Annotated in this window: 25 protein-coding genes; 14 read left to right on the top strand and 11 right to left on the bottom strand. The window is 71.5% G+C overall.

Features of this window, described 5'->3' with window-relative positions; all coding sequences use genetic code 11:
* Window positions 1-168: 168 nt before the first annotated feature.
* Window positions 169-579: a DUF4259 domain-containing protein gene (locus AB0L06_RS10115; protein WP_500230611.1), complete on the top strand. Its 411-nt coding sequence runs from the start codon at window positions 169-171 to the stop codon at window positions 577-579.
* A gap of 107 nt (window positions 580-686) precedes the next feature.
* Here the strand turns inward: AB0L06_RS10115 and AB0L06_RS10110 are convergent, their stop codons facing one another.
* From AB0L06_RS10110 to AB0L06_RS10100, 3 genes are all read right to left on the bottom strand, one after another.
* On the bottom strand, window positions 687-869 hold the full coding sequence (locus tag AB0L06_RS10110) for a DUF397 domain-containing protein (RefSeq protein ID WP_500230610.1): 183 nt from the start codon (window positions 867-869) through the stop codon (window positions 687-689).
* A gap of 130 nt (window positions 870-999) precedes the next feature.
* On the bottom strand, window positions 1,000-1,185 hold the full coding sequence (locus AB0L06_RS10105; RefSeq protein WP_500230609.1) for a DUF397 domain-containing protein: 186 nt from the start codon (window positions 1,183-1,185) through the stop codon (window positions 1,000-1,002).
* The gene (locus AB0L06_RS10100) at window positions 1,182-1,997 is read right to left on the bottom strand and encodes a helix-turn-helix domain-containing protein (RefSeq protein ID WP_500230608.1); all 816 of its coding nucleotides are present in this window, start codon (window positions 1,995-1,997) and stop codon (window positions 1,182-1,184) included. Before AB0L06_RS10100 ends, AB0L06_RS10105 begins: the two co-directional genes overlap by 4 nt.
* A gap of 105 nt (window positions 1,998-2,102) precedes the next feature.
* Here AB0L06_RS10100 and AB0L06_RS10095 point away from each other — a divergent pair, with 105 nt between their 5' ends.
* On the top strand, window positions 2,103-2,540 hold the full coding sequence (locus AB0L06_RS10095; RefSeq protein ID WP_500230607.1) for an ATP-binding protein: 438 nt from the start codon (window positions 2,103-2,105) through the stop codon (window positions 2,538-2,540).
* 234 nt (window positions 2,541-2,774) lie between these two features.
* Complete coding sequence (locus tag AB0L06_RS10090; protein ID WP_500230606.1) at window positions 2,775-3,713, top strand: SDR family NAD(P)-dependent oxidoreductase; 939 nt, start codon at window positions 2,775-2,777, stop codon at window positions 3,711-3,713.
* On the opposite strand, the gene AB0L06_RS10085 is transcribed toward AB0L06_RS10090, so the two are convergent.
* The gene (locus AB0L06_RS10085; protein ID WP_500230605.1) at window positions 3,701-4,246 is read right to left on the bottom strand and encodes a TetR family transcriptional regulator; all 546 of its coding nucleotides are present in this window, start codon (window positions 4,244-4,246) and stop codon (window positions 3,701-3,703) included. The genes AB0L06_RS10090 and AB0L06_RS10085 overlap by 13 nt on opposite strands.
* Window positions 4,247-4,331: 85 nt before the next feature.
* Here AB0L06_RS10085 and AB0L06_RS10080 point away from each other — a divergent pair, with 85 nt between their 5' ends.
* Together AB0L06_RS10080 and AB0L06_RS10075 are read left to right on the top strand one after the other, a co-directional pair.
* A complete protein-coding gene (locus AB0L06_RS10080) occupies window positions 4,332-4,868 on the top strand; it encodes a hypothetical protein (protein ID WP_500230604.1) in 537 nt (178 codons plus the stop codon).
* A gap of 26 nt (window positions 4,869-4,894) precedes the next feature.
* Window positions 4,895-5,539, top strand: a complete 645-nt coding sequence (locus tag AB0L06_RS10075) for a hypothetical protein (protein ID WP_500230603.1) — start codon at window positions 4,895-4,897, stop codon at window positions 5,537-5,539.
* A 70-nt stretch (window positions 5,540-5,609) separates the two neighbouring features.
* On the opposite strand, the gene AB0L06_RS10070 is transcribed toward AB0L06_RS10075, so the two are convergent.
* Window positions 5,610-6,029, bottom strand: coding sequence for a MarR family transcriptional regulator (locus AB0L06_RS10070; protein ID WP_500230602.1), 420 nt, complete (start codon window positions 6,027-6,029; stop codon window positions 5,610-5,612).
* 71 nt (window positions 6,030-6,100) lie between these two features.
* Here AB0L06_RS10070 and AB0L06_RS10065 point away from each other — a divergent pair, with 71 nt between their 5' ends.
* Together AB0L06_RS10065 and AB0L06_RS10060 are read left to right on the top strand one after the other, a co-directional pair.
* Window positions 6,101-7,468, top strand: a complete 1,368-nt coding sequence (locus AB0L06_RS10065) for a DHA2 family efflux MFS transporter permease subunit (RefSeq protein WP_500230601.1) — start codon at window positions 6,101-6,103, stop codon at window positions 7,466-7,468.
* Between the two features lie 40 nt (window positions 7,469-7,508).
* Window positions 7,509-7,979 carry a GNAT family N-acetyltransferase gene (locus tag AB0L06_RS10060; protein ID WP_500230600.1) on the top strand — a complete coding sequence of 157 codons (471 nt, stop codon included), beginning with the start codon at window positions 7,509-7,511 and terminating at the stop codon, window positions 7,977-7,979.
* Window positions 7,980-7,986: 7 nt separating this feature from the next.
* Here AB0L06_RS10060 and AB0L06_RS10055 read toward each other — a convergent pair whose 3' ends face one another.
* Window positions 7,987-8,631: a hypothetical protein gene (locus AB0L06_RS10055; RefSeq protein WP_500230599.1), complete on the bottom strand. Its 645-nt coding sequence runs from the start codon at window positions 8,629-8,631 to the stop codon at window positions 7,987-7,989.
* Between the two features lie 617 nt (window positions 8,632-9,248).
* Here AB0L06_RS10055 and AB0L06_RS10050 point away from each other — a divergent pair.
* Window positions 9,249-9,770: a helix-turn-helix domain-containing protein gene (locus AB0L06_RS10050; RefSeq protein WP_500230598.1), complete on the top strand. Its 522-nt coding sequence runs from the start codon at window positions 9,249-9,251 to the stop codon at window positions 9,768-9,770.
* A 26-nt stretch (window positions 9,771-9,796) separates the two neighbouring features.
* On the opposite strand, the gene qcrB is transcribed toward AB0L06_RS10050, so the two are convergent.
* Window positions 9,797-11,464 (bottom strand): cytochrome bc1 complex cytochrome b subunit, encoded by a 1,668-nt coding sequence (qcrB, locus tag AB0L06_RS10045; protein WP_500230597.1) that lies wholly within the window; start codon window positions 11,462-11,464, stop codon window positions 9,797-9,799.
* Window positions 11,465-11,748: 284 nt separating this feature from the next.
* Between qcrB and AB0L06_RS10040 the strand changes: the two genes are divergently transcribed.
* Window positions 11,749-13,023, top strand: coding sequence for a PucR-like N-terminal domain-containing protein (locus AB0L06_RS10040; RefSeq protein ID WP_500230596.1), 1,275 nt, complete (start codon window positions 11,749-11,751; stop codon window positions 13,021-13,023).
* Window positions 13,024-13,113: 90 nt separating this feature from the next.
* Here the strand turns inward: AB0L06_RS10040 and AB0L06_RS10035 are convergent, their stop codons facing one another.
* The 3 genes from AB0L06_RS10035 to AB0L06_RS10025 all read right to left on the bottom strand — a co-directional run bounded on the left by AB0L06_RS10035 (window position 13,114) and on the right by AB0L06_RS10025 (window position 16,528).
* Window positions 13,114-14,166, bottom strand: coding sequence for a sensor histidine kinase (locus AB0L06_RS10035; protein ID WP_500230860.1), 1,053 nt, complete (start codon window positions 14,164-14,166; stop codon window positions 13,114-13,116).
* A 2-nt stretch (window positions 14,167-14,168) separates the two neighbouring features.
* The gene (locus AB0L06_RS10030) at window positions 14,169-14,858 is read right to left on the bottom strand and encodes a response regulator transcription factor (RefSeq protein ID WP_500230595.1); all 690 of its coding nucleotides are present in this window, start codon (window positions 14,856-14,858) and stop codon (window positions 14,169-14,171) included.
* Between the two features lie 188 nt (window positions 14,859-15,046).
* The gene (locus AB0L06_RS10025; protein ID WP_500230594.1) at window positions 15,047-16,528 is read right to left on the bottom strand and encodes a glutamate-cysteine ligase family protein; all 1,482 of its coding nucleotides are present in this window, start codon (window positions 16,526-16,528) and stop codon (window positions 15,047-15,049) included.
* Between the two features lie 294 nt (window positions 16,529-16,822).
* On the opposite strand from AB0L06_RS10025, the gene AB0L06_RS10020 reads away from it, so the two are divergent.
* A complete protein-coding gene (locus tag AB0L06_RS10020) occupies window positions 16,823-18,193 on the top strand; it encodes a sensor histidine kinase (protein ID WP_500230593.1) in 1,371 nt (456 codons plus the stop codon).
* Between the two features lie 54 nt (window positions 18,194-18,247).
* Here AB0L06_RS10020 and AB0L06_RS10015 read toward each other — a convergent pair whose 3' ends face one another.
* Window positions 18,248-18,799, bottom strand: coding sequence for a YceI family protein (locus AB0L06_RS10015; RefSeq protein ID WP_500230592.1), 552 nt, complete (start codon window positions 18,797-18,799; stop codon window positions 18,248-18,250).
* Between the two features lie 154 nt (window positions 18,800-18,953).
* Here AB0L06_RS10015 and AB0L06_RS10010 point away from each other — a divergent pair, with 154 nt between their 5' ends.
* From AB0L06_RS10010 to AB0L06_RS09995, 4 genes are all read left to right on the top strand, one after another.
* Window positions 18,954-19,574, top strand: a complete 621-nt coding sequence (locus AB0L06_RS10010; protein WP_500230591.1) for a TetR/AcrR family transcriptional regulator — start codon at window positions 18,954-18,956, stop codon at window positions 19,572-19,574.
* Window positions 19,575-19,640: 66 nt separating this feature from the next.
* A complete protein-coding gene (locus AB0L06_RS10005; RefSeq protein ID WP_500230590.1) occupies window positions 19,641-21,737 on the top strand; it encodes a WD40 repeat domain-containing serine/threonine protein kinase in 2,097 nt (698 codons plus the stop codon).
* Window positions 21,738-21,767: 30 nt separating this feature from the next.
* Entirely contained in the window at window positions 21,768-23,798 is a 2,031-nt protein-coding gene (locus AB0L06_RS10000; RefSeq protein ID WP_500230589.1) for a WD40 repeat domain-containing serine/threonine protein kinase, read from the top strand.
* A 26-nt stretch (window positions 23,799-23,824) separates the two neighbouring features.
* Window positions 23,825-24,484 (top strand): YdcF family protein, encoded by a 660-nt coding sequence (locus AB0L06_RS09995; protein WP_500230588.1) that lies wholly within the window; start codon window positions 23,825-23,827, stop codon window positions 24,482-24,484.
* Window positions 24,485-24,556: the final 72 nt, after the last annotated feature.

Genomic DNA, 24,556 nt, shown 5'->3' with positions numbered 1-24,556 from the left:
GTACGTGTCGACGAGGTCGGCGCGGAACGGGCCGAGCCCGGCACCATCCCCAACGAGCCACAGGATCGGATCATGCGTCTGGCCGCTGTCGCCGGCTCAGGGATGAGCCTCGCGCTGTCAGAGCCGCCTCCTACGCTGAGCGCGTGCCGAGGTGATCAAGGAGCAGTGGTGGGAACTTGGGGTGCGGGGCCGTTCGAGAACGACCAAGCCGCCGACTTCGGCGGCGACCTGGATGATCTGGCAGAGCGGGATCGTCCGGCGGCGATTCGGGCCGCGTTGAATGCGGTGGCGATGGAAGTCGAATACTTGGACGCGGACGACGGAACCGATGCCGTCGCGGCTGCGGCGATCGTGGCCGCACAGTGTGCCGGTGGCGCGACGGTCGGCCTTGAGCACTACGGCCCGAAGGGGACGATCCCGCCGCTGCCCGCTGAGCTGCGTCCCCTGGCGGTCCAAGCCCTTGACCGGGTGGCCGGTGAGAACTCCGAGCTGGCGGACCTGTGGGCCGATGCCGACGACCAAGAGTGGCTCGAGCACGTCCGTCGGCTGAAGGAGATCCTGTCGGCGGCCTACCTGTAGATCGGCGAGCGCAACGAAGGGAGCGCGCCCGGCCGGCCCGATCACCGGAGCGCCTCCGTCCCAGCAGGTCGGCGGCACTTGGGCGATCCGGCTGGGCTTGGCACGGGTCATGCCACGCTGCGGCGAATGGCCTCGGTCAGGCGGAGTAAGTCGGCGCGGCGGAGGGTGAGATGCCCGGCGTCAGGGGCCTTGCTGTCGCGGACGCCCACGGCCTCACCCAGGTCCGCGAGTTCGATGCAGCTCCCGCCCGCGCCGCTCTCGCTGTAACTACTCCTACGCCAGGTATCCACAGACTCCTCCTGCCCAGCAGGATTCCGGAGCGTCGGCACTGGCTCGATGACGTTGTACCGACCACCCAACCTGATCCCATTTGGGGCAGTCAGGCAAGGCCCTTCCGGTGATCAGGCTGGACGGGGCCGGTCAGTCCTTCGCGCTGCGGATGGCCTCGGTCAGGCCGCGTAGGTCAGCGCGGCGGAGGGTGAGGTGCCCGGCATCGGGGTTCTTGCTGTCACGAAGGCCCACTGCGCTGCCGAGGTCGGCCAGCTCGACGCAGGTTCCGCCCTGATCCTGGCCTTCGCTGTGGGTGCTCTTTCGCCAGACGATCATGCATCCTCCCGCAGGCTCATCAGATGCTCGCGGGTCTGATTCTCGTTCCAGGCGCGTGCCGCGAGACGGTCGAATTGTAGTCCGGCGCGGAGGGCGACGGTCTGATCGTCGATTGCTCGGCCGACTTCCAAGGCGCCACCTGCAAAGACCATGAGCCGCCGCCCGAGAAGCCTGGTCCACCAGAAGGAACCGTCGATTCCGACGTGAGGAGTGGATGAGTCCGGGAGCATCCGCACGGAAACGTGCAGAGTTTCGGATACTTCCAGAAGGTGGTTGATCTGGGTGCGCATGACCCGGGTGTCGCTCATGGGGCGAAGTGCGGGAGTGTCGAGGAGGAGCCAGATCTGTGGGCCGTCCTTCAGGATGGCGGCCTGATGCTCCATCCTGCGCGTCACGGCCGCGTCCACATCCTGGACGTTACCCGCCGCGTGACCCGCCCCGAGCAAGGCTCGGCTGTAGTCCTCCGTCTGGAACGGGATGGGGATGAAGTGGGTGTTGAAGATCTTGTGCTCCACTCCGGTGCGCTGGGAGCGCTTGACCCGCTGAGGCCAGGTGGGGTCGGGGCCGAGCTGCGCGTAGAACTGGAGTGTTGAGAACAATCCACCGGTCTGCCAAGCGGCATCCAGCTTCTTGCAGTCGCCACTGTCGAGCTGCTTCTCGCCTGTCTCGTACTTGGAAACTTGGCCAATCGAGCAGCCAAGGATTTCCGCGACCTCGTGCTGGCGCATGTTCTTGTGAACGCGCATGTGGCGCAGTTGGCAACTGATGAGGTCGTAGATCGAGTTGCAGGGGTCGGGAGGTGGCTTGACCATGATCGGCCCCCTGGGGGTGCTCGGGGTTTTCCGATGTTGTCGGCAACAGTGACAACGGTAGTCGGATGACGTCAGGGTGTGAGGCAGAACGCTGGAATTCGCGCCATGGGGACGGGTCCGATGATTCCGAAAGTTCCTGTGGGAGAAGATTGGGAAAGGCTGGTCATCTGCCGGTTCGAGGCGGATTTGTCCGCCGCTGGGAAAGCGCGGCGGCGGGTGGGGGAGGTGCTGCGGGGGTGGGGGCACGATGCCCTGGAGGACGACGCGGCGCTGTGCGTGTCCGAGCTGGTCACCAACGCGCTGAACTGCGGCGCGACCGAGATCCGCGTGCTGGTCGAGTTGCACACGGACGTCCTGGTCGAGGTCGCGGTCTGGGACGACGGCCCCGGGTGCCCCGAACTCCAGAACCCCGACGAGAGCTGCGAGACCGGACGTGGGCTCGGCATCGTCCAGGCCCTGTCCACTTCGTGGGGCAAACACGGCTCGGCGGACGGCGGCAAAACCGTGTGGGCGCGGTTCGTCTCATTGGGCGCCGACGCGTGATCGCGGCCGTCGATCCCGTCCAGGCATCGGTGCTGCTCGGGTGCGTGCTGGGTGGGGCGTGTGCGGGTGCGTCGCTTGCCGGTCTTCTCTTCTACATGCTTCGCCCCCGTCCGCCTGGACGGCACCGTCCGCGCCCCTGACCGCGACACCGAAGTTGTCACGTCGGACGGCTTTGAGGTGTCCTGCGTTGGGCGTTTTGACCTGGAGTGCGCTCCAGTTTCTAGCGTCTTGGGCATGACGTGGGAACAGCAGCACAAGCTTGGTTCGGGGTTCGGCGCGCACAGCACGGCGCGGGACGTCCTCGCCGGGATCGACCTCACTGGAAAAACCGCGCTCGTCACCGGGGGCTACTCCGGGCTCGGGCTGGCGGGGGCGCAGGCGCTCGTCGAGGCGGGGGCGCGGGTCATCGTCCCAGCTCGCAGGCCAGATACGGCTCGGGAGGCGCTTCGGGACGTGCCGCGCGCGGACGTCCATGAACTCGACCTCGCCGACCTGAAGAGCGTGCGCGGATTTTCCGATCACCTGCTCGAGGACGGCCGGACGCTCGACATCGTGATCACCAACGCCGGGATCATGGCGTGCCCGGAGACGCGGGTCGGGCCCGGCTGGGAGGCGCACTTCGCGACCAACCACCTTGGGCACTTCGCGCTGGTCAACTGCCTGCGTCCGCTCTTCGGGGACGCGACGCGGGTCGTCTCGGTCGCGTCGTCCGGACACTTCCTGTCGGGCATCAGGTGGAGTGACCTGCACTTCGACGGCGGGTACGACGGATGGCTCGCCTACGCCCAGTCGAAGACCGCGAACGCGCTGTTCGCCGTGCAGTTGAACACGCTCGGGGTGCGGGCGTTCGCCGTCCACCCCGGCAGCATCCTCACGCCGCTTCAGCGGCACGTTCCGCGTGAGGACCAGATCGCGCAGGGGTGGATGAGCGAGGACGGCACCCCGGCCGAGGGCTTCAAGAGCCCGGAGCAGGGCGCGGCGACCGCGATCTGGGCCGCCACGTCACCGCTCCTGGACGGCCTCGGCGGGCTCTACGCGCAGGACTGCGACATCGCCGAGCCCGCTACCAGCAACGACATGCTGGTCGGCGGCGTCATGCCGTGGGCTGTGGACGCCGACGACGCGGCGCGGCTCTGGGAGATCTCCGCCGATCTGACCGGTCAGGGCAGGTAGGCGGCCAGCAGGTCGTTCACGTACGCGCCGGTGTCGGAGGGGGCGGCGCCGATGCGGGCGAGCGCGGCCGTCCCCAGGTAGGTCGCGTAGACGGCGGTCGCGCGGTGCCGGGACCGCTCCTCGGTCATCCCCAGTTCGCGGAACGACGCCTGGAGGACTTCCAGCCGTCGCCGCGTGACCCGTCCCGCGACCTTCAGGACGGTCGGGTCCGTCTCGCCGCCGGTCAGCCGCAGTGCGAGGTCGGCGCCCCCGGTGGACAGGGCCAGCCGGAACAGGGTGCGCATCCGGCCGACCGGGTCCGGGATGTCCGCGAGACGGGTCGCGACCTGCTCGGTCTGCTCGCGTTCCCACAGCTCCAACGCCGCGTCCAGCAGCGCCGCCCGGTTCTCGAACAGCCAGTAGAAGCTCGACTTGGACGCCTTGAGCCGCGCCGCGACCGGCTCCACCGCGACCGCGGAGGCCCCTCCCTCGGTCAATGCCGCGAGCGCCGCGGCGGCCCAGTCGTCCCGGCTGAGTCGGGCGGTCCGTGGCATGTCTCACGCTCCCTTGTTCTGGACGGTACCGTACAGTCTAGATTCTGTACGCATCCGTTCAGAACGTTCGGAGGGGACCGCGACCATGGACTGGATCCTGGACCGCCTGCTGCCCGACCCCGATTTCCGCACCCGCTACACCCGCCGCATCGACGCCCCACCCGACGCGGTCTGGCGCGCGCTCCTGAGCGTCGGCGTGGACGACCTCCCGGTCACCCGCGTCCTGATGACCGCCCGAGCCCTCGGCCGCCGCCCGGACGGGGGCGCCCTCGTCGACCGCTCCCCGATGCCCGAACTCGAACGCGAGGAAGGGCGCGAGCTCGTCGTGGGACGCGTCGCCCAGTTCTGGAAGCCGCGCTCGGTCCCCGGCCCGCCCGAGACCGCGAAGGTCGAGGGCTTCGAGGCGTTCGCCGCCCCCGGCTGGGCCAAGGCCGCGGTCGGCCTCCAACTCACGCCGCACGGCGGCGGCACGATCCTGACCGCCGACACGCGCGTCACGGCGACCGACCGGCGCAGCCGCCGGATCTTCTCCTTCTACTGGTCCCTCATCCGCCTCGGCGGCGCGGGCCTGATCCGCCTCGAACTCCTCTCCGCCACCGCCCGCCTCGCCGAAGGACGCTGAGGCGCGTCCAGTCAGGAAAACCATCGATGAACCGCCGATCCCGCGTGGGTTCCGCACTCCTCGCCGGCGCACTCCTGGCCGGTGCCGCGACGGCATGCGGGACGGATTCCAAGCCGTCCAGTAAGCCGAGTTCGATCGCATGGGAGAAGCTGCGCCCGGACGAATTCCAGAGTGCGCCCGACCCGCAGAAGCTGTTCTCTCCGGAACTGTGGGCGACTCTTCACGACCCCGAGAGCCCGCTGTCCGGATGCAAGCACACTCCGAGTCCAGGGGTCGACCTATGGGACTGCTCCCTGCCCGGGCATGAAGCGGAAAACGGGGAGAGGCAAGCTGCGACGGTCACTCTGACGGAGTACGGGCCGACCTCCGACTGGACTCCGGTCGCGCACGCGACGGCCGTGTTCGAGCAGGATCACATGACCTATCCCAAGACCCCGCTCTCCTCCCAGACCCCACTCGGCGACCAGGTCTACGAAGTGCCGCCGAACGTTTCGCAGGTCAACCCCCACGGCCTCAATTTCCGCATGCGCAACGTCATCGTGGAGATCCTCGCCAGGATCGACAAGAGCGGCGACAAGGGCGACGAGACGGTCCTGCACGCCGCGCAGCGCGCTCTGGCCTGGAACGTGGCCACCGACCTCTCCCATGGCCTCACCCGCCTTCGTCCCTGACCGTCGGCGCGCGACCTTCGCGGGGGCGGGGTCGAGGTCAAGGACGCCTTCCGGGTGCTGGCGCGGCGGGTCAGTCCTCGATTTTGAGGAGGGTGGCGAGGCGGTCGAGGAGGGCGAGGGTCTCGGGGACGTCCGTGGTGGCGTCGGCGAGGGCGGGTTCGAGGGGCGCGTCCCGGATCACCTTCGCGCGGGGCGAGACGTCCGCGTTCGGGTGCAGCAGGGTGCGGCGCCGGTCGGACGGGTCGGGCTCGGCGCGGACGGTGCCCGCGTCGCGCAGCCGGGCGACGCAGTTGGAGACCTGGCTCTGGACGAGGCCCGTGCGCTTGGAGACCTCGGTGACCGTCGTGCCCGGATGGTCGCGGATGTCGTCGGCCACGACCAGGACGGTGCTGGTGCTCGTCGGGTGCTCGCCGACGCCATCGGTCGGGATCGCGGCCTCGGCGATCTTCTGGAGGCGGCGGCCCAGCAGGTACAGCTCCGTGACGTTCACGCCCCGAGATTACATCACTCAGAGATGCATCTCTCTTGATGCATCTCAAAAGATGCATTACGGTCGTCGGCATGACGAAGTGGCGCGGCAACCCCTGGGCCGTCCTGGCGACGCTGTCCCTCGGGTTCTTCATGACCCTGCTCGACATGACGATCGTGAACATCGCGATCCCGGACGTGATGCGCTCGCTGCACACCGGCCTCGACCAGGTCGTCTGGACGGTGAGCGGGTACACGCTCGTGCTCGCCGTCCTGCTGGTGACGGCGGCGCGGCTCGGTGACCTGCGCGGTCAGCGCACGCTGTTCGCGGCGGGCGTCGTCGTGTTCACCCTCGCGAGCGCGGCCTGCGGACTCGCCCCGGACATCGGGACGCTGATCGCCGCGCGGGTCGTCCAGGGGATCGGCGCGGCGATGCTCACGCCGCAGACCATGGCGCTGATCATCACGACCTTCCCGGCGGACCGGCGCGGCACGGCGCTCGGCGTCTGGGGTGCGGTCGCGGGCGTCGCGACGCTGACCGGGCCGACGCTCGGCGGGATGCTGGTCAGCGCGGCGGGCTGGCGCTGGGTGTTCCTCGTGAACGTCCCGGTCGGCGTGCTCGTGCTGGCGATGACCGTCCTGTTCGTCCCGGACGTCCGGACCGGACGCGCGCACCGCCTCGACCTGCCCGGCGTCCTGCTCTCCTCCGCGGCCCTGACCTGCTTCACCTTCGCGCTCATGGAAGGCGACCGGTACGGGTGGAACCTGTGGATCTGGGGGCTCATGACGGCCGGCGCGCTGCTCGGCGGCCTCTTCCTCCGGCACCAGGCCGGACGCCAGGACCGCGAGCCGCTGATCCCGTTCGAACTCTTCCACGACCGCGGATTCGCGCTGATGACCGGCCTGATGGGCGTGATCGGCGCGGCGCTGATCGGGGCCGTCCTGCCGCTCGGGCTCTTCCTGCAGCAACAGCTCGGCCTCAGTGCCGTCCACGCCGGGCTCGCGCTCGCGCCGTCCCCTCTCGTGTCGCTGATCGTGTCCCCGTTCGCCGGACGGATGAGCGACCGGATCGGCGGACGCCGCGTCCTGCTCGCCGGGCTGCTCGCCTTCGCCTCCGGACTGGCCCTCGTGGCCCTGCTGATCAGCGGAGACGCGCACGCCTGGACGTTCACCGCGCCGCTCATGCTGATGGGCTTCGGCACCGGCTGCATGATCGCGCCGCTCTCCACCGAGGCGATGCGCGGCGTCCCGCCGAGGCTCGCGGGGGCGGCGTCGGGGGTCGGCAACTCCGTCCGGCAGCTCGGCTCGGTGCTCGGCACCGCCGCGACCGGCGCGCTCATGGCCATCGGGGGGCCGCTCACCGGAGTCCACCTGGCGCTCGCGCTGCCGATCGTCCTGCTCGCGCTCGCGGCGGGCGCCCTGGCCCTCACCCGACCCCGTCCGGTTCCCGCCGTCGCGTGAGTCGGTTCAACTGTCGTCCGCTTCACGTACTTTGCACGCTATGGAACTGCTGGTGTCCTCCTACGCCGATCCGGTCGTGCGGAAGCTGATCGACGAGCTCCAGCAGGAGTACGTCGTGCGCTACGGCGGTCCGGACGAGACGCCGGTCGACCCCGCCGAGTTCGCCGCGCCCCTCGGCCACTTCGTCATCGGACGCGTCGGCGGCGACCCCGTCGCGTGCGGCGGATGGCGCGCGCACGACGCGTCCGAGCCCGGCTTCCTGAACGGGGACGCCGAGGTCAAGCGCATGTACGTCGTGCCCCGCGCCCGCAACCGTGGCCTCGCGCGGGAACTGCTCGCCGGGCTCGAGACGGCGGCGCGGGCGGCGGGACGCGGGCGGATGGTCCTGGAGACCGGCATCGCGCAGCCGGAGGCGATGGCGCTGTACGCCTCGTCCGGATACGAGGAGATCGAGAAGTTCGGCTTCTACCGATGCTCCGAGTCGAGCCGCTGCTACGGCAAGACCCTCTGAGACCCGCCTACGCCGAGACGGGGTGCCCGGCGATCCGCAGGTGGCGCTGCGGGCGGGCGACCCAGGCCCAGCCGACCTCCTCGCTCTCCTTGTTGGCCAGGTCGATCTCGAAGAACTCGGTCGGCGGGATCAGCGTCCGGTGCGCGAGGACGAAGTTGCGGTAGAGGAATCCGCTCATCACGAACCCCAGGTCGGTGCCGTGCCCGGCGACCAGGTCGCGGAAGGCCGGGGCGTCCAGCATCCGCGCGAGCCGGACGAAACCGTCCCCGTCCAGGCCCGCGTCGTCCCGCAGGACCAGGCCGACCGCCGCGGCCGCGCGCAGCTGGAGCCGTCCGTCCTCCGTCCGCGACTCGTTGAGCGAGCGAAGCCGCCGGTCCAGGTGCTGGACGAGTTCACCGGCGAGCAGCCCGCAGTCGGCGTCCGGCGGCGCGGCCAGCACCAGCCCGTCGCCGGTGTCGCGGGACGAGCAGTGGTCGAGCGGCAGTCCGATCGCGGCGAACGCGGTGCGCGCGACGTCGTGCATGTCGTTCCGCAGGACGGCCCGGACGGTGTCGGAGCGGCGGCCGTAACCGACCACGTCCAGCCCGAACACCGCCCGCGGGACCGGATGGCCGGGCAGCCCGGCCGGGTGGGGCGATCCGTTCTGTTCCATCGTCATCCCTCAGCGGGCCGGCGAGAATGCGCCGCCGGAAACGCGCCCTCCCGGGTCCACTCCGGGAGTGACCGCCAGCATGGAACGCGACGCCCCGGGATCCGGCCGGAACGAACGTCGTCGGCACGAACGCGAACGAAGTCGAACGGGCCTTCGCGCGGCGGAGAATGACCGGCAGGTGACAGATCCGGGCATTTCGGATGGATGGTGGCGGCGGGCGCACCAGGCGCTCTGCCGCCACAGCACTGCGCGCCGGCCCGCCCGCCGCCGGGGCCGCCCGGTCAGGAGCGCCCTCGGAAGGAGCGGGTTCGTGTCACCTGACACATCTCCGCCCCGCGTTGATTATCGCGCATGCCCGCAAAGTGACTGTCCGCTTTAAGGTGGTTTATGGTTCATGATCAAATACCGGGAGGTATTCACCCCTTGCGACCCCCGCGGAACGGAAGAGGATCCATCTACCGGGGTGTTGATTTCTCCCCCTTAGGCATCTCGTTCGAAATGCCGACATGATGCTGATCTCTGAGCCATGATTTCGTGGCATCGAGGCCATGTGACGGCCGCCACCGTCCGGCGCCTCTTGACGAACGTCCGGTCGGACACCTGTGGGAGGAGCTCACATGCGTGCGAAGGGGGAACGCGGCGGCATACCCGGATCCGCCCGCGCGGAAGCGCGGCGGGACGGTGAGGACGGCGCCCGCCCGTCCGACGAACGCCGTACAGCCACCGAACGCCTCGAGGCCGACGAACGCCGCACTGTCGCCGAACGCCTCACGGCCGCCGTCCGCTCGGCCGCCGAACGCCTGGCCGGCGCCCTCCAGCGCTGGGCCCGCCGAACCCCGTCCGAAGCCCTGTCCGGACGGCCCGGCCTGTCGGAGCGTCCGGACCCGTCCGCCGCCCGGACCACCGCCGAGTTCGCCGAGCAGCTCCGCCGCCTCAAGCGCTACCGCGGCGCGTCCTACCGCGAGATGGCCAGGCTGAGCGGCGGCACGCCCGTCGTCTCCACCCTCTCCCAAGCCGACAAGGGCGAAAGGCTTCCCAGCGAACGCACCCTCCGCGCTTACCTCCGCGGCTGCCGCCTGGACGAGGACGCCATGACGCCCTGGCTCGAAGCCCGAGGCCGCCTCGCCATGGACGACTGAGCCGCACCGATCAGGAGCGGCGCCGATCAGGTGTCGGAGTGCTCGGTGAGGGCCGGGTGGGGGTCGGCCGGTGGGGTGGCCAGGTCGGCTCGGAAGTGGTGGTTCAGGCGGGCGCGGAGGCGGCCCCGGAGGGTGCGGGACTCGGGGGGATCGATGCCGTGGTGTTCGGCGCGGCCGATGGGGACGGCCGCAGGAGGCCGGGGGTCGGTGATGGGGGCCAGGCGTTCGGGTGGGAGGGGTTTCTCGACCTCGATGTACTCGCCGGACGGGAGGAGGCGGATGATGCCGGTCTCCAAGCCGTGTTCGACGAGGGCGCGGTCGCGCCGCTGGAGGCCCAGGCAGACGCGGTAGGCGACGACGTAGGCGAGGACCGGGCCGAGGATGACGGCGACGCGGAAGAACCAGGTCGTCCAGAAGAGGGGGACGTCGAAGGTCTTCGCGATGATGTCGTTGCCGCCCGCCGCCCACAGGACGCCGTAGAAGACGACGCCCGCGAAGCCGATGCCGGTGCGGGGCGGGACGTCGCGGGGACGGTCCAGCAGGTGGTGGATCTCGTGGTCGCCGGTGACCCAGCGCTCCACGAACGGGTAGACGGCGAGGCCGGTGAACAGGACGCCGGGGACGACCAGGGCCGGGACCAGCACGTTCAGCGCGAGGGTGTGGCCCCACGCGCTGATCTCCCAGTTGGGCATCATCCGCAGCGAGCCCTCCAGCCAGCCCATGTACCAGTCGGGCTGCGAGCCCGCGCTGATCGCGCCCGGGTCGTAGGGGCCGAACAGCCAGATCGGGTTGATCTGGAAGAACGTCGCGAGCAGCGCGCAGACGCCGAAGACCCACAGGAAGAACGCCGTGGTCTTGGCGACGAAGACGGGGAAGAACGGGTAGCCGTACTGGGCCCGGTTGGTCGCGCCCTTGCCCGGGAACTGGGTGTGCGTCTGCCGCCAGGTCAGCACGACCGCGTGCAGCGGGATCAGCGCCAGCAGCAGGCCCGGGATCAGCAGGATGTGGATGACGTACAGCCGCGGCACGATGTCGGTGCCGGGGAACTCGCCGCCGAACAGGAACATCAGCGCGTAGCTGCCGACCACCGGGACCGACAGGATCACGCCCTCCAGGATCCGGATGCCGGTGCCGGAGAGCAGGTCGTCCGGGAGCGAGTAGCCGAACAGGCCGTTCACCATGACCAGCATGAACAGCAGGATCCCGATCAGCCAGTTCAGCTCGCGCGGCTTGCGGAACGCGCCGGTGAAGAAGTTGCGCAGCAGGTGGATGACGATCGCGCCGAGGAACATCAGCGTCGCCCAGTGGTGGATCTGCCGGATGAGCAGCCCGCCGCGCACGTCGAAGCTGATCCGCAGGGTCGACTCGTACGCCTCGCTCATCCGGACGCCGCGCAGAGGCACGTACGAGCCGTCGTAGTTCACCTCCTGCATGGACGGGACGAAGAACAGCGTCAGGAAGACCCCGGTCAGGAGGATGACGAGGAAGGAGTAGAGGGCTATCTCGCCCAGCAGGAAACTCCAGTGGTCCGGGAAGGCCTTGCGCATCGCGACGCGCAGGAACGGCGCCCCGCCGAAGCGGTCGTCGAGCGCCCGTCCCGCTCCGCGCAGTCGTTGGGGGGCCGCCCTCGGAGCGTCACCACGCGCTCTCGCCGAGGAGGTTCCGTCCGGGCGCCGGGGGGACGAATCGGTCACCGCTGCCTCCAGAACCGGCGGCCGGCCGGAGCGGGGGCGTCAGCGGCCGCCTCTCGGTTTCACCTGGCCTTTCCACTGTCGCACCGACGTGCGGGCCGTTCCAGGGGAAGATTTCGTCCAACCTCGTCAAGCCGGACGGCCGAATCTGGTCGGGTCTCGCCATGGACTGACAGGGGACCCCTGGTACTGATCATGATTTTCCCCACACTAGACTCAAAAGTCAGCAATTTCCCCGTGTGTAGCGATAGGGAGCACGGAGAGTCATCGGACCCGTGGGGAGCGGAGTGGCGGAGGACGCGACGGGCGGGTACGGACGCCCCTGGACCGACCTGCCCAGGGAGCTCGCCGACCACATGCGGCCCAACCTGGACGAGGTCGCCGACGACATGATCGCCGAGATCCAGGGCCGGGTCCGCGAGTACGACCGTCCGGGCGACGGCCCCTACTCGGGCACGCTGCGGCTCGCGGTCGAGCGCGTCCTGCACCACTTCGTCGAGCGGGTCGCCGACCCCGGGCACGAGCCCGGCGGGGTCGCCGACTTCTTCCGCGCGATCGGACGCGGCGAGGCGGGCGAGGGCCGCAGCCTGGACGCCATGCAGTCGGCCATGCGGGTCGGCGGGATGATCGCCTGGCGGCGGATCGCCGACGGCGCCGCCGTGCTGGACGTCGACCCGCGCACGCTCGGCGCGGTCGGCGAGGCGCTGATGCTCGTCCAGGACGAGCTGGCCGCGGCCGCCGCCGAGGGGTACGCGCAGGCCAAGGCCGCCGTCGCGGGCGAGATGCAGCGCCGCCGCAAGCGCCTGCTCGACCTCATGTTCGCCGACCCGCCCGCCGCGCCGGAGGCCATCGCCGACCTCGCCGCCGCCGCGCACTGGCCGGTTCCGCGCACGGTCGCGGCGGTCGCGCTCGGCCGTCCGCCCGCCGGGTCCAACCACCCGGCCTTCCCGCCGGACGTGCTGTCCGACCTGACCCGCCGCACGCCCAGCCTGATCGTCCCGGACCCGGACGGCCCCGGCCGCGCCCGCCTGATCGACCGCGCGCTCGCCGGGACGCACGCCGTCGTCGGCCCGACCGTCCCGGTCGTCGAGGCCGCCCGCTCGGTGCAGTGGGCGCGCAAGACCCTCGCGCTGGTGGACCGCGGCGTCATCCAGACGGACGGCGGCGTGGTGCGCAGCGTCGAGCACATGTCCACGCTGATCCTCTTCCAGGACGAGGACCTCATCTCGTCCCTCGCCGCGCTCCGCCTCGCCCCGCTCGCGCACCTGCGCGTCAGCCAGCAGGACCGCCTCGCCGAGACGCTCCTCGCGTGGCTCCAGTCCGGCCGCAACGCCAACGAGGTCGCGATGCGGCTGCACGTCCACCCGCAGACCGTCCGCTACCGGCTGCGCCAGCTCGAGGAGCTCTTCGGCGACCAGCTCCTCGACCCCGACCAGCGCTTCGACCTGGAGATCGTCCTGCGCGCCCGCGCCCTGCTCGCGGGCGGCGCCGGCGAGCACCTCCTGGACGCCGCCCACGAGGCCGTCGGCGAGACCGGCGAGATCGTCACCCTCCGCCGCTAGGACGCGTCTCAAAGCCACCTGCCCTACTGCGCGACGCCCAGGCGCGCACCTGGCCGCCGCTCGCCACGGGCGCCGACTTTGAGGCACGCCCTAACCGCCGGGAGCGCGGGCGGGGAGGGAGACGCGGATGCGGCAGCCGCGCGTGGTGTCGACGACGCCGATGCGGCCGCCGTGCATGTCGACGACCCAGCGGGCGATGGCGAGGCCGAGGCCGGTGCCGCCGTCCGGGGTGGCCGCGCCGGACGCGCCGCGCGAGAACCGCTCGAACACCCGCTCACGCTGGCCCTTCGGGATTCCGGGGCCCTCGTCGGAGACCTCCAGGACGAGCGCGCCCGTCCCGTCGCCGGGACGCGCCGTGATCATGACCACCCCGTCGGACGGCCCGTGCCGGACGGCGTTGTCCAGCAGGTTCGCGAGGACCTGGTGCAGCCGGTCGCGGTCGGCGACGCAGCTCAGCCCGGGAGCGATGTCGGCCTTGACCGGGGTGTCGGGGAACGCGGCGGTCACCTCGTCCACGAACCCGGCGACGTCGAGGACGCCCAGGTCGAGCGGGACGGCCCCGGCGTCCACCTTGGACAGGTCGAGCAGCTGCCCGACCAGGCGGCCGAGCCGCTCGGTCTGCTCCAGCGCGGACTCCAGCACCTCGGGGCTCGCCGGGGTGACGCCGTCCGCGACGTTCTCCAGGACGGCGTGCAGCGCGCTGATCGGGGTGCGCAGCTCGTGCGACACGTTCGCGACGAACTCCTGCCGCTGCCGGTCGACGGCGGCGAGGTCGGCGGCCATCCGGTTGAACGCGCGGGCGAGCTCGCCCACCTCGTCCCGCGACGTGGACCGCACCCGGCGCGAGTAGTCGCCGCGCGCCATCGTCCGCGCCGCCGCCGTCATCTCGCGCAGCGGCGCGGTCATGCCGTGCGCGATGAGCTGCGTGATGACCAGCGCGATGACCATCCCGACCGGGCCCGTCTCGCGCGCGCGGAACCCCAGCGGGTACCCCCACAGGACGATCGCGATCGCGATGCAGGCCGTCACGACGACCAGGACGCCGAGCTTGACCTTGATCGACCGCAGCGGGTCCAGCGGGCGCGGCAGCCGCTCCCACGCGCGCTCGGCCGACTCCTGCTTGCGCCGCATCCGCTCCCACACGCTCAACCGCACGGACCTTCGGCCTCCAGGCTGTAGCCGACGCCGTGGACGGTGCGGATGAGGTCGGGGCCGAGCTTGCGGCGCAGCGCCTTGACGTGGCCGTCGACGACGCGGGTGCCGGACGCGTCGGCCCAGTCCCAGACGTCCTCGAGCAGGACGGCGCGGGTGAGGACAGCGCCGGGGTTGCGGGCGAGGCAGGCGAGCAGGTCGAACTCGGTCGGGGTGAGGTGGACCTCCGAGCCGTCCCGGCGGACGCGGCGGGAGCGCTCGTCGATTTCCAGCGGGCCGAGCCGGGTGACGGGCTCGGGCGCGGACGACGTCAGCGTCGCGGCGCGCTCGACGCGGCGGAGCAGGGCGCGGATGCGGGCGACCAGCTCGCGCATGCTGAACGGCTTGGTGAGGTAGTCGTCCGCGCCGACGCCGAGCCCGACGAGCTTGTCGGTCTCGGCGTCGCGGGCGGTGAGCATCAGCACCGGGACGGGACGGTCCGCCTGGACACGGCGGCAGACCTCCAGCCCGTCGAAGCCGGGGAGCATGACGTCCAGCACGATGAGATCGGGTGAGGTCTCGCGCGCCCGCGCGACGGCGGACGGCCCGTCCGCGGCCGTCTCCACCGCGAAGCCCTCGGCGGACAGCCGGTCGGCGACCGCCTTGGCGATGGTGGGCTCGTCCTCGACGACCAGGATGCGCATGCCCCGACCCTAGGAGCGCGGTGCGCGCGCTCCCGGGGCGGGTTGTGCGGATCCTGTGTCGATCATGGTCCCGCGTCGCTCGCGGACCGCGTTGGTCACGGTCCCGCGTGGGTCACGGGCCCGCGTTGATCGCGGATCCCGCCTCGATCGGACACGGCGCTGTGCCGATCGAGCGTCCGGTGCGGGGATCAGGGACCGATCGGCCAGGTGTGCACGGGTTCGTTGGTGTTCATATGGCCGACGTACGTCCGGACCATCTCGCGCAGCGCATCGGGACGGCGCGGCCCGATGCGCTCCTCGATGGCCTCGACGGTCGCGGTCTGCCAGTCGGCTCCGGTGCGTCCGGCCAGGCAGCGGCCCTCGATGATGCCGAGCAGCCGGTCCCGGCGGGACGGTTCGACGCCCCAGCGGTCCAGGCCCTCGTGGGCGAGCGGGAGCAGGCGGCGCAGCACCAGCTCGGCCGCGGGCACCTCGCCGAGGCCGGGCCAGTACAGGCGCGCGTCGATGCCGTCCCGGGCCGCGCGGAGCAGGTTCTCCCGCGCGGTCGCGAACGACATCCGGGACCAGACCGGGCGTTCCTCCTCGGCGAGGACGCGCAGCAGGCCGTAGTAGAACGCGCCGTTGGCGACGGTGTCGGCGACGGTCGGGCCGGCGGGCAGCACGCGGTTCTCCACGCGCAGGTGCGGACGGCCGTCCACGACGGCGTAGATCGGCCGGTTCCAGCGGTAGATGGTGCCGTTGTGCAGGGCCAGCTCGGGCAGCTCGGGGATGCCGCCGCCGTCGAGCACGGCCTCGGGGTCCTCCTCCTCGCAGATCGGGAGCAGCGCGGGAAAGAAGCGGGTGTTCTCCTCGAACAGGTCGAAGACCGAGGTGATCCAGCGTTCGCCGAACCACACCCGGGGCCGGACGCCCTGGGCCTTCAGCTCGTCCGGACGGGTGTCGGTGGACTGCTCGAACAGCGGGATCCGGGTCTCCCGCCAGAGCCGGTGGCCGAACAGGAACGGCGCGTTCGCGGCGAGCGCGACCTGCGGCCCGGCGATGGCCTGCGCGGCGTTCCAGTGCGCGCCGAACCGGTCGGGGCTGACCTGGATGTGGAACTGGACACTGGTGCAGGCGGCCTCCGCGGAGATGGAGCCGATGTGCGTGCTCAACGGCTCCGGGCCGTCGATGGCGATCCGGATCTCCTCGCCGCGCGCCGCGAAGATCTCGTCGTTGAGCAGCTTGTACCGGTTGTTGGTCGACAGGGTCTCCTCGCCGATGTCGGCGCGGCGCAGCGTCGGCAGGATGCCGATCGCCACCAGTTCCGCGCCGACCTCGCCCGCGCACGCGTCGGCATGGTTCAGATGGTCGCGGACCTCCTGCTCCAGCTCGTGGGTGTTGTGCCCCCCGAGCTCACGTGGCGGGATGTTGATCTCCAGGTTGAACTGGCCGAGCTCGGTGTCCCACGCCGGATCGGCGATGGACTTGAGCACGTCGGCGTTGCGCATCAGCGGATCGCCGGCGGCGTCGATCAGGTTGAGCTCGATCTCCAGCCCGATGTGCGGACGCTCGAAGTCGAACTGCGACTCGCCCAGCATGCGGGCGAGCACGTCGAGGTCGCGCCGCACCTTCTCCCGGTACCTGCGCCGGTCCATTCCGCTGATGGTCGCGGCGGAAACGTCTCGTCCCATGTCCTCGCCTTCTGCCGCGGATATGGTCTTCTGAGGCGAAATGTCCAGATCTGGACTGGGGAAACCCGGACCGGGGTTACGGGCGCGCCGATAATCACGCTCCGCACGGTCACCGCCCGCCGACGTGCCGTGTTGAGGGTGGGCCGCACGCCGCGTGCGCGCGCCGCCGGGACGCCCGGCGACGCGCGTGCCGCGGGACGGCGGGCGACCTCGGGAGACACGGACGGGACGGCGGGACACGGCGCGGCGCGAGGGCCGCCGTGCCACGCTGTGGGAAAGGTGAGGGGGGACACGATGCGGTTGCGGCCACGGTCGATCAGGACGCGGGACACCCTGGTCGCCGCGGTGCTGGCGGCTGTGGTCTCCGGCGCCATCGCGATCGGGGCGGACTTCGGGATCCGGGACACGGTGCGCGCCGCGCTCGTCCAGGACACCGCGCAGTCCGCCCGCCGGACGAGCGCCGCGATCCGCGACGGCTCGCTCGGCTCGCCCATCCCGGACGACTCCGGCGGACGCGTCCTCATCCAGGTCGTCGGCCCCGGCGGCAACGTGCTCGACGCCACACCGGCCGCCGCGCGGTACGGCCGGCTCAGCGACTTCCGTCCGCCGCGCGACGAACGCGTCCGCGACTACATGCACTGCGTCGGCCACGGCCCGGCCCGGCACTGCCAGGTCGTCGAGGCGATCCGCGTCACCACCGCGCCCGACTCGGTCGTCGTGTACGCCGCGACCCCGATGCCGTGGCCGCTGGTGAACGGCGCGCTGGAGGCCCTGCTCATCGTCGCCGTCCTCGCCCTGTCGGCGCTCGTGGCCTGGGTGACCTGGCGGGTCGTCGGCCGGACGCTGCGCCCGGTCGCGCAGATCCGGGCCCAGCTCGCCGAGATCAGCGACAGCGACCTGTCCCGGCGGGTGCCGCAGCCCCCCGGCGAGGACGAGATCGCCGAGCTCGCCGCGACCGCGAACCAGACGCTCGACCGGCTGGAGAACGCCGTGGACCGGCAGCGCCAGTTCGCCTCGGACGCCTCGCACGAGCTGCGCACCCCCATCACGGGCCTGCGCGCCAACCTCGAGGACGCCGCGATGCACCCCGAGGACACCGACCTCAAGGCCGTGGTCGCGTCGGCGCTGCGCGACACCGACCGGCTGGAGAACATCGTCACCGACCTGCTGCTGCTCGCCCGGATCGGCACCGGCAACGCGGCCCGCGAGGCCGTCGACCTCGGCGACATGGCCCGCCGCGAGCTCGCCCGCCGTGAGGGCGGCCCGCGCGTCGTCGGCGCCCCGCGCCTGGTCGCCGACCTCGCGCCGGACGTGCGGGCACGTGGCGTCCGGATGCAGTTCGACCGGCTGCTCTGCAACCTGCTGGACAACGCCGAGCGCTACGCGGACGGCACGGTCGCGGTCTCGGTCAGCTCGTCCGGCGGGTTCGCGCTGCTGACCGTCCAGGACGACGGCGCGGGCGTCCCGGCGGACGACCGGGAGCGCGTCTTCGAGCGCTTCACCCGCCTGGACAGCGCCCGCAGCCGCCATGCCGGCGGCACCGGCCTGGGCCTGGCCATCGCCCGCGAGATCGCCCGCTCCCACGGCGGAACCCTCACCATCGAGGACTCCGTCCGCGGCGCCCGGCTCGTCCTGCGGCTCCCGCTCGACCCCGGGAACGCATGAAGGGACCGCCTGCGCTGTCGCGCGGGCGGTCCCTTCAAGAACAGGGGCGCGGCCTTAGGAAGCCTGCACAGCCTGGATCTCGAGCGTGATGTCGACCTTGTCACCGAGGAGGGCCTTGTCGCCGCCCAGCGGGACGTTGAACTCGATGCCCCAGTCCTTGCGGTTGATCGTGGTGGTGGCGGAGAAACCGGCGCGCGTGCCGCCCCACGGGTCCTGGCCGATGCCGTGGAAGTCGACGTCCAGGGTGACCGGCTTGGCGACGCCCTTGATCGTCAGGGTGCCCTCGACCTTGTAGTCGCCGCCGTCGGCGCGGACGCCGGTGGTGGCGAAGGTCATGGCCGGGTGGTTCTCGACGTCGAGCACGTCGGCGGTGCGGACGTGGGCGTCGCGGTCGGCGTTGCGGGTGTCGATCGAAGCGAGCTTGATCTCGGCCGTGGCGGTCGAGGCGGCGATGTCGTCGGCGACCTCGACGGCGCCCGAGAACTCGGTGAAGGAGCCGCGGACCTTGGTCATCAGGTGCCGGATCGCGAAGGTGACCTCGGAGTGCGCGGGGTCGATGTTCCAGGTGCCGGCGGTCAGGCCCAGCTCAGTGGCGGCGAGGGTCATGGCGTTCTCCTACGGGTAGTTCTTGAAACTTCAACGAACTGACTCCACGGACATTAGTTGAGACTTCAAGCAGTGTCAAGTCCGGTCCGTGCGCGATCTCGAGGCGCGGAAACATACAGGACCACCTGTTTGTTCCTTCGCTAGGCTGGGGGGCATGTCGTCACCCGTCCGCCCACGTCGTACGCAGGAGGAACGCACTGCCGCCACCCGCGCGGCGCTGCTCGACGCGACCGTCGCCTGCCTGGTCGAGTACGGCTACCACGGCACCACCACGACCCGCGTGGTGGAACGCGCCGGAGTCTCACGGGGCGCTCAAGTACATCATTTCCCCACGAAGGACGCTCTAGTCCTGGCGGCGGTCGAGCATCTGGCCCGCAAGCGCGCCGACCGCTTCCTCGCCGAGGACCTCGACCGCCTCCGCGCCTCGGCGGACCCCCTGGGCGACGCCCTCGACCTGCTCTGGCGCGCCTTCCAGGGCCCGCTCTTCGAGGCGTCCATGGAACTGTGGGTCGCCGCCCGCACCGACCCCGGCCTGCGCGAACACGTCGCCGAGTTCGAACGCCTGATCACCGCGGGCATCCTCGACATCAGCCGCGCCGTCTTCGGCGACCAGGTCGACGACCCGGACGTCCAGGGCAACCTCTACGTCGCCCTCGAGACCATCCGCGGCCTCTGCCTCCTCAACTTCGTCCACCCCACGACCCCGGAACGCCAGGAGGCCCGCTGGCTCCGCTCCAAATCCCGCCTCCGCCGCATGGTCGCCCTGGACCACTGACCCCGGCACTCCGCGTGTGATCCAGACCACCGGCGACGGCGCCGCCGGTGTCGCTATCTTCACTCCATGCGCGGCGATTCCGGACAGGTACTGGCCGACCGCTACCGGATCCTCGGGCTGATCGGCCGCGGCGGCATGGGCCGCGTCTGGCGCGCGCACGACACCGAGCTCGACCGCGAGGTGGCCGTCAAGGAACTGCTCCTGCCCGAGGGCGTCGACGACGAGGGCCGCCGCGAGTGGTACGCCCGGACGGCGCGGGAGGCGCGCGCCGCCGCCCGCCTGCACCATCCCGGCATCGTCACCGTGCACGACCGGGTGCTCGACTCCGACGGGCGGCCGTGGATCATCATGGAGCTCGTCCGCGGCCGGTCCCTCTCCGACCTGGTGCGCGCCGACGGGCCGCTCCCGGCGCGGCGGGTGGCCGCGATCGGGCGGCAGATGCTCGACGCGCTGACCGCCGCGCACGCGCACGGCATCGTGCACCGCGACGTCAAGCCGGCGAACGTCCTGCTGTCCGGCGACCGCGCCGTCCTCACCGACTTCGGGATCGCCGCGCTGGCCGGTGACGTCGCCGTCACGCGGACGGGCGCGACGCCCGGCACGCCCGGCTACATGGCGCCGGAGCAGGTCCGCGGCGAGCCCGCCACGCCCGGCTCCGACCTGTGGTCGCTCGGCGCCACGCTGTACGCCGCGGTGGAGGGCCGGCCGCCGTTCACCGGGGCCACGCCCGGCGCGATCTTCGTGTCGGTGGCCACGGAGGAACCGCCGGAGCCGGTCCGTGCCGGGCCGCTGACGCCCGTCATCGCCGGGCTGCTCGCCAAGGACCCGTCCGCGCGCAGCGACCCCGCAACGGTGGCCGCCGCCCTGACCGCCATCGCCGACGGCCGCGAACCCCCGCCCCCGTCCGTGCAGCCCACCTGGCCGGTGGCCGCACCCGGCCCACCCACGCCGGGCCCGCCCACGCCGGGCCCGCCCACGCCGGGCCCGTCCGTGCCGGGTCCACCGGCGCCCGGCCCGCCCGTGCCGGATCCCCTGGCTGTCCGCCCGACCACCCCGTACAGCCCCACCCCGGACGCCTTCGCGCCGCCGGGTGGCCCGTCCGGACGGCTCCGCCGCCGTGCGCCGCTCCTGCGTGTGGCCGCCGCCGCTGGCGCGGTGGTGCTCGTGGCGGGCGGCGTCACCGTCGCGCTGACCCTGCGCGGCTCCGGCGACACGCCGCCGCGGCGACAGCCGACCAAGGCGGCAGCGGTCGCGCCGAAGGACCTGATCCTCGGTTCGCAGGGCGTCCTCGATCTGACGTACCTGCCGGACAGCCGCGAGCTGATCTCGGTCAGCATCAGTGCGCCGAGCCGCCTGTGGGACGTCACCACCGGCCGCGTGCTCGCCAACGTGGACGACATCGTGCACGGTTCGGGCGAGTTCGCCGCCGCGTCCCCCGACGGACGCACCGTCGCCATGGACAAGGGCAGCTCGGTCGGCCTGTGGGACGTGCGCACCCAGCGCGTCACCCGCACGTTCCCCCTCCCCGGCGGCGACAAGTCGGGCATCCCCTCCACCGCCGCGTTCAGTCCCGAGGGCGACACGCTCGCCATCGGGACCTACTCCAACGACAAGGGCCCGCACAACGTCATGCTGTGGAACGTCGGGCAGAACGGCGTCGAGCGGACCTTCGACAACGGCGGCACCACCGGAATCTCACACGTCGTCTACAGCCCGGACGGCACCCAGCTGGCCACCGCCGACCTCACCCAGGTCAGACTGTGGGACCTGACCGGCGCGGGCCGCCTCATCGGCACGCTCGGCGGCGTCGACGGCGTGGTCGCGGACATCAAGTTCAGCCCGGACGGCACCGAGCTGGCCGTCAACACCACCGGCTTGGGCATCCGCCTGTGGAACCTCAAGACCCGGACGCTCACCAACGCGTTCAACGGCGGCGGCACGGACGACTCCAACCAGATGGCGTTCAGCCCGGACGGCGCGCTCCTGGCGGGACGCGACGCCGGAGACCACGACGTCGTCGACCTGTGGAACACCAAGACGGGCGCCATCGTCCGCAAGCTGAATGGCCACACCAAGGAGGTGCGCGCGGTGGCCTACGCCCCGGACGGCTCGTCCGTGGCCGCGGCCAGTACCGACGGAACCATTCGCGTCTGGCGCGTGTGACGCCTGGGTCCCGTTCGCTATCTTCGCTCCATGCGCGGTGAATCCGGGGAGTTGCTTGCGGGCCGCTACCGGATCCTCGGGCTGATCGGCCGCGGCGGTATGGGCAGCGTGTGGCGCGCGTACGACACCGAGCTCGGCCGCGAGGTCGCCGTCAAGGAACTGCGGCTCTCGGACGAGATCGACGACGCCGAGAGACAGCAGTGGTACGCCCGCGCCGAGCGCGAGGCCCGCGCCGCCGCCCGCCTCCGCCACCCCGGCATCGTCGCCCTGCACGACCGCGTGACCGGCGAGGACGGTCGTCCGTGGCTGGTGATGGAGCTGGTCGCGGGCCGTTCGCTGGACGCCGTGATCCGCGACGACGGCCCGCTGCCGCCGGAACGGGTCGCCGCGATCGGACGGCAGGTCCTCGACGCCCTGACCACCGCGCATGCGCACGGCATCGTCCACCGGGACGTCAAGCCGGCGAACGTGCTGCTCGACGGCGACCGCGCGATCCTCACCGACTTCGGCATCGCCGCGCTGGACGGCGACGCCACGCTCACGAAGTCCGGCGTCCTGCTGGGCACGCCCGCGTACATGGCCCCAGAACAGGTCCGCGGCCTCCCGGCCACCGCCGCCTCGGACCTGTGGTCCCTGGGTGCCACCCTGTACGCCGCCGTGGAAGGCCGCCCCCCGTTCGAAGGCCCCACCCACGGCGCCATCTTCGTCGCCATCGCCACCGAGCCCCCACCCCATCCCGCGAAGGCGGGCCCCCTCACCGAGACCATTACCTCGCTCCTCCAGAAGGCCCCAGAGGCCCGTCCCACAGCAGAATCCGTCCGCCTCCTCCTCACGCCCCCACCGCCCGCGCCCGCGCAGCTCACAGTCGCCCCCGCCGCAGCGTCCGCACCGACCACATCCTCAGCGCCCCCACCGCCGCCGCCCGTGCCCGTGCCACCGCCTGGGTTCACGTCGTCCGCTCCCTCTACCGAACCCCTGCACGAGACGCTCGTTGGCCCTCCCGAGCCCCGGCCCCGGTCGCTGGGGCGGCGGGGACCGATCGTGGGGATCGTGGCGGGGGCCGTTGTGGCGCTGGTGGTGGGCGGCGCGTTCACCGTGCGGGGACTCACCGCGAGCGGGTCCCCGTCGCCCTCGCCGTCCCGCTCTCCGGCCGCCCTCCCGTCCGACCGCGTTCTCGACACCGACTCCGTCGGCGTCTGGGGTGTGGCGTTCAGCCCGGACGGAAAGACCCTGGCCAGCGCCGACGACGATGCCCTGCACCTCTGGGACACCGGCACCGGGGCCCAGGTCGCGACCCTCGCGCAGAAGAGCGGCAGCCCCAGCAAGTCGCGCCACGTGGTGGCGTTCAGCCCCGACGGCAGGACTCTGGCCTCCGAAGGCGCCGACAATCAGATCCAGCTCTGGGACGTCGCCGCCCGCCGCGTCGCGACCACCCTCCCCGACCCCGACGGCTCCAACGCCGAATCCGCAGCCTTCAGTCCGGACGGCCGATACCTCGCCGTCGGCGTCTTCACGTTCGGCGAGAACGCCGCGATCATCCCCCACCTCCGTGTCTGGGACGTCACCTCCCGCCGACTCCTCTTCAGCGCCCGCGACAGCTCCGGCGGCTACATCAACGGCCCGGCCTTCAGTCCGGACGGCCGCACGGTCGCGTTCGCTGATCGTTCCCACGTCCGCCTCTGGGACGTCGCCCGGCAGAAGCTCACCGGCACCATCGATACCCGCCGCGACATCTCCTCCGTCGCCTTCAGCCCCGACGGCCGCACCATCGCCGCGACCGGCCCCAAGGTCCACGCCGGCACCTGGGACGTCACCACCGGCAAGCTTCGCCAGGACCTGCCCGGAGGCGTCAGCGGCAAGATCGCCTACAGTCGCGACGGCCGCTACCTGGCCACCTCCGCCGAGGAAGGCGGCTCCACGGTCCAGCTCTGGGACCCGAACACGGGCAAGGCCATGCGCTCTTTCGGCGCCACCAGCGGCTTCTCCGTGGCGATAAGTCCTGACGCCAAGCTGGTGGCCGGCGGTGATGACACCGGCAAAGTCCACCTCTGGCGCCTGTAACCCGCCACCCCGACGGAGGAGCCCACATGGCCGCCGAGGCAACCCTGCCCGCCGCATACCGCGCGGACGTGGAGACGCTGTGGGACTACCATCAGATGCACCACGTCGCCCGTCCCTCCGATGTCGGCATTGGCCTCGGCAGCCATGATCTCGGCGTGGCCACGTTCGCGGCCGAGTTGTACCACCGGGGCATGTTCCCCCGCATCGTGTTCACCGGGGCCAACGCCCCGACGACGGTCGAGCGCTTCCCCCGAGGCGAGGCCGTCCACTATCGCGAACACGCCCTCGAACTGGGCGTTCCCGACGAGGTGATCCACGTCGAGCCACGCGCCACCAACACCGGCCAGAACATCGAGTTCACCCGCGGGTTGCTCGCGGCCCAAGACATCGAGGTCGGCTCGGCCATCCTGATCTCCCGGCCCTACCAGCAGCGCCGTGCGTACTCCACTGCCAAGAAGCTGTGGCCGGAGCTGGAGATCATCTGCGCCTCCCGTCCGCTTCCCCTCGACGAGTACGTCGAGAGCATCGGGGACGCGAACCGCGTCATCAACATGCTCGTAGGTGACACGCAGCGGATCGTGGAGTACCCGAAGCGAGGCTTCGCCATCCCCCAGGACATGCCGGACGACGTCGAAGCCGCCTACCAACACCTCGTCGAAGCGGGCTTCACCAGCAGACTCATCTGACGGGCGGGTTGTCCGTATTGGGCAAGAGATCATGGAGATGAAGGAGGCCCCACCTTCGCCTGTTTGGGGTGA

This window comes from Spirillospora sp. NPDC052269 (genome assembly GCF_040679435.1).
In the GTDB taxonomy this organism is placed as follows: domain Bacteria; phylum Actinomycetota; class Actinomycetes; order Streptosporangiales; family Streptosporangiaceae; genus Spirillospora.
This window is presented reverse-complemented; position numbering and strand designations above follow the sequence as displayed.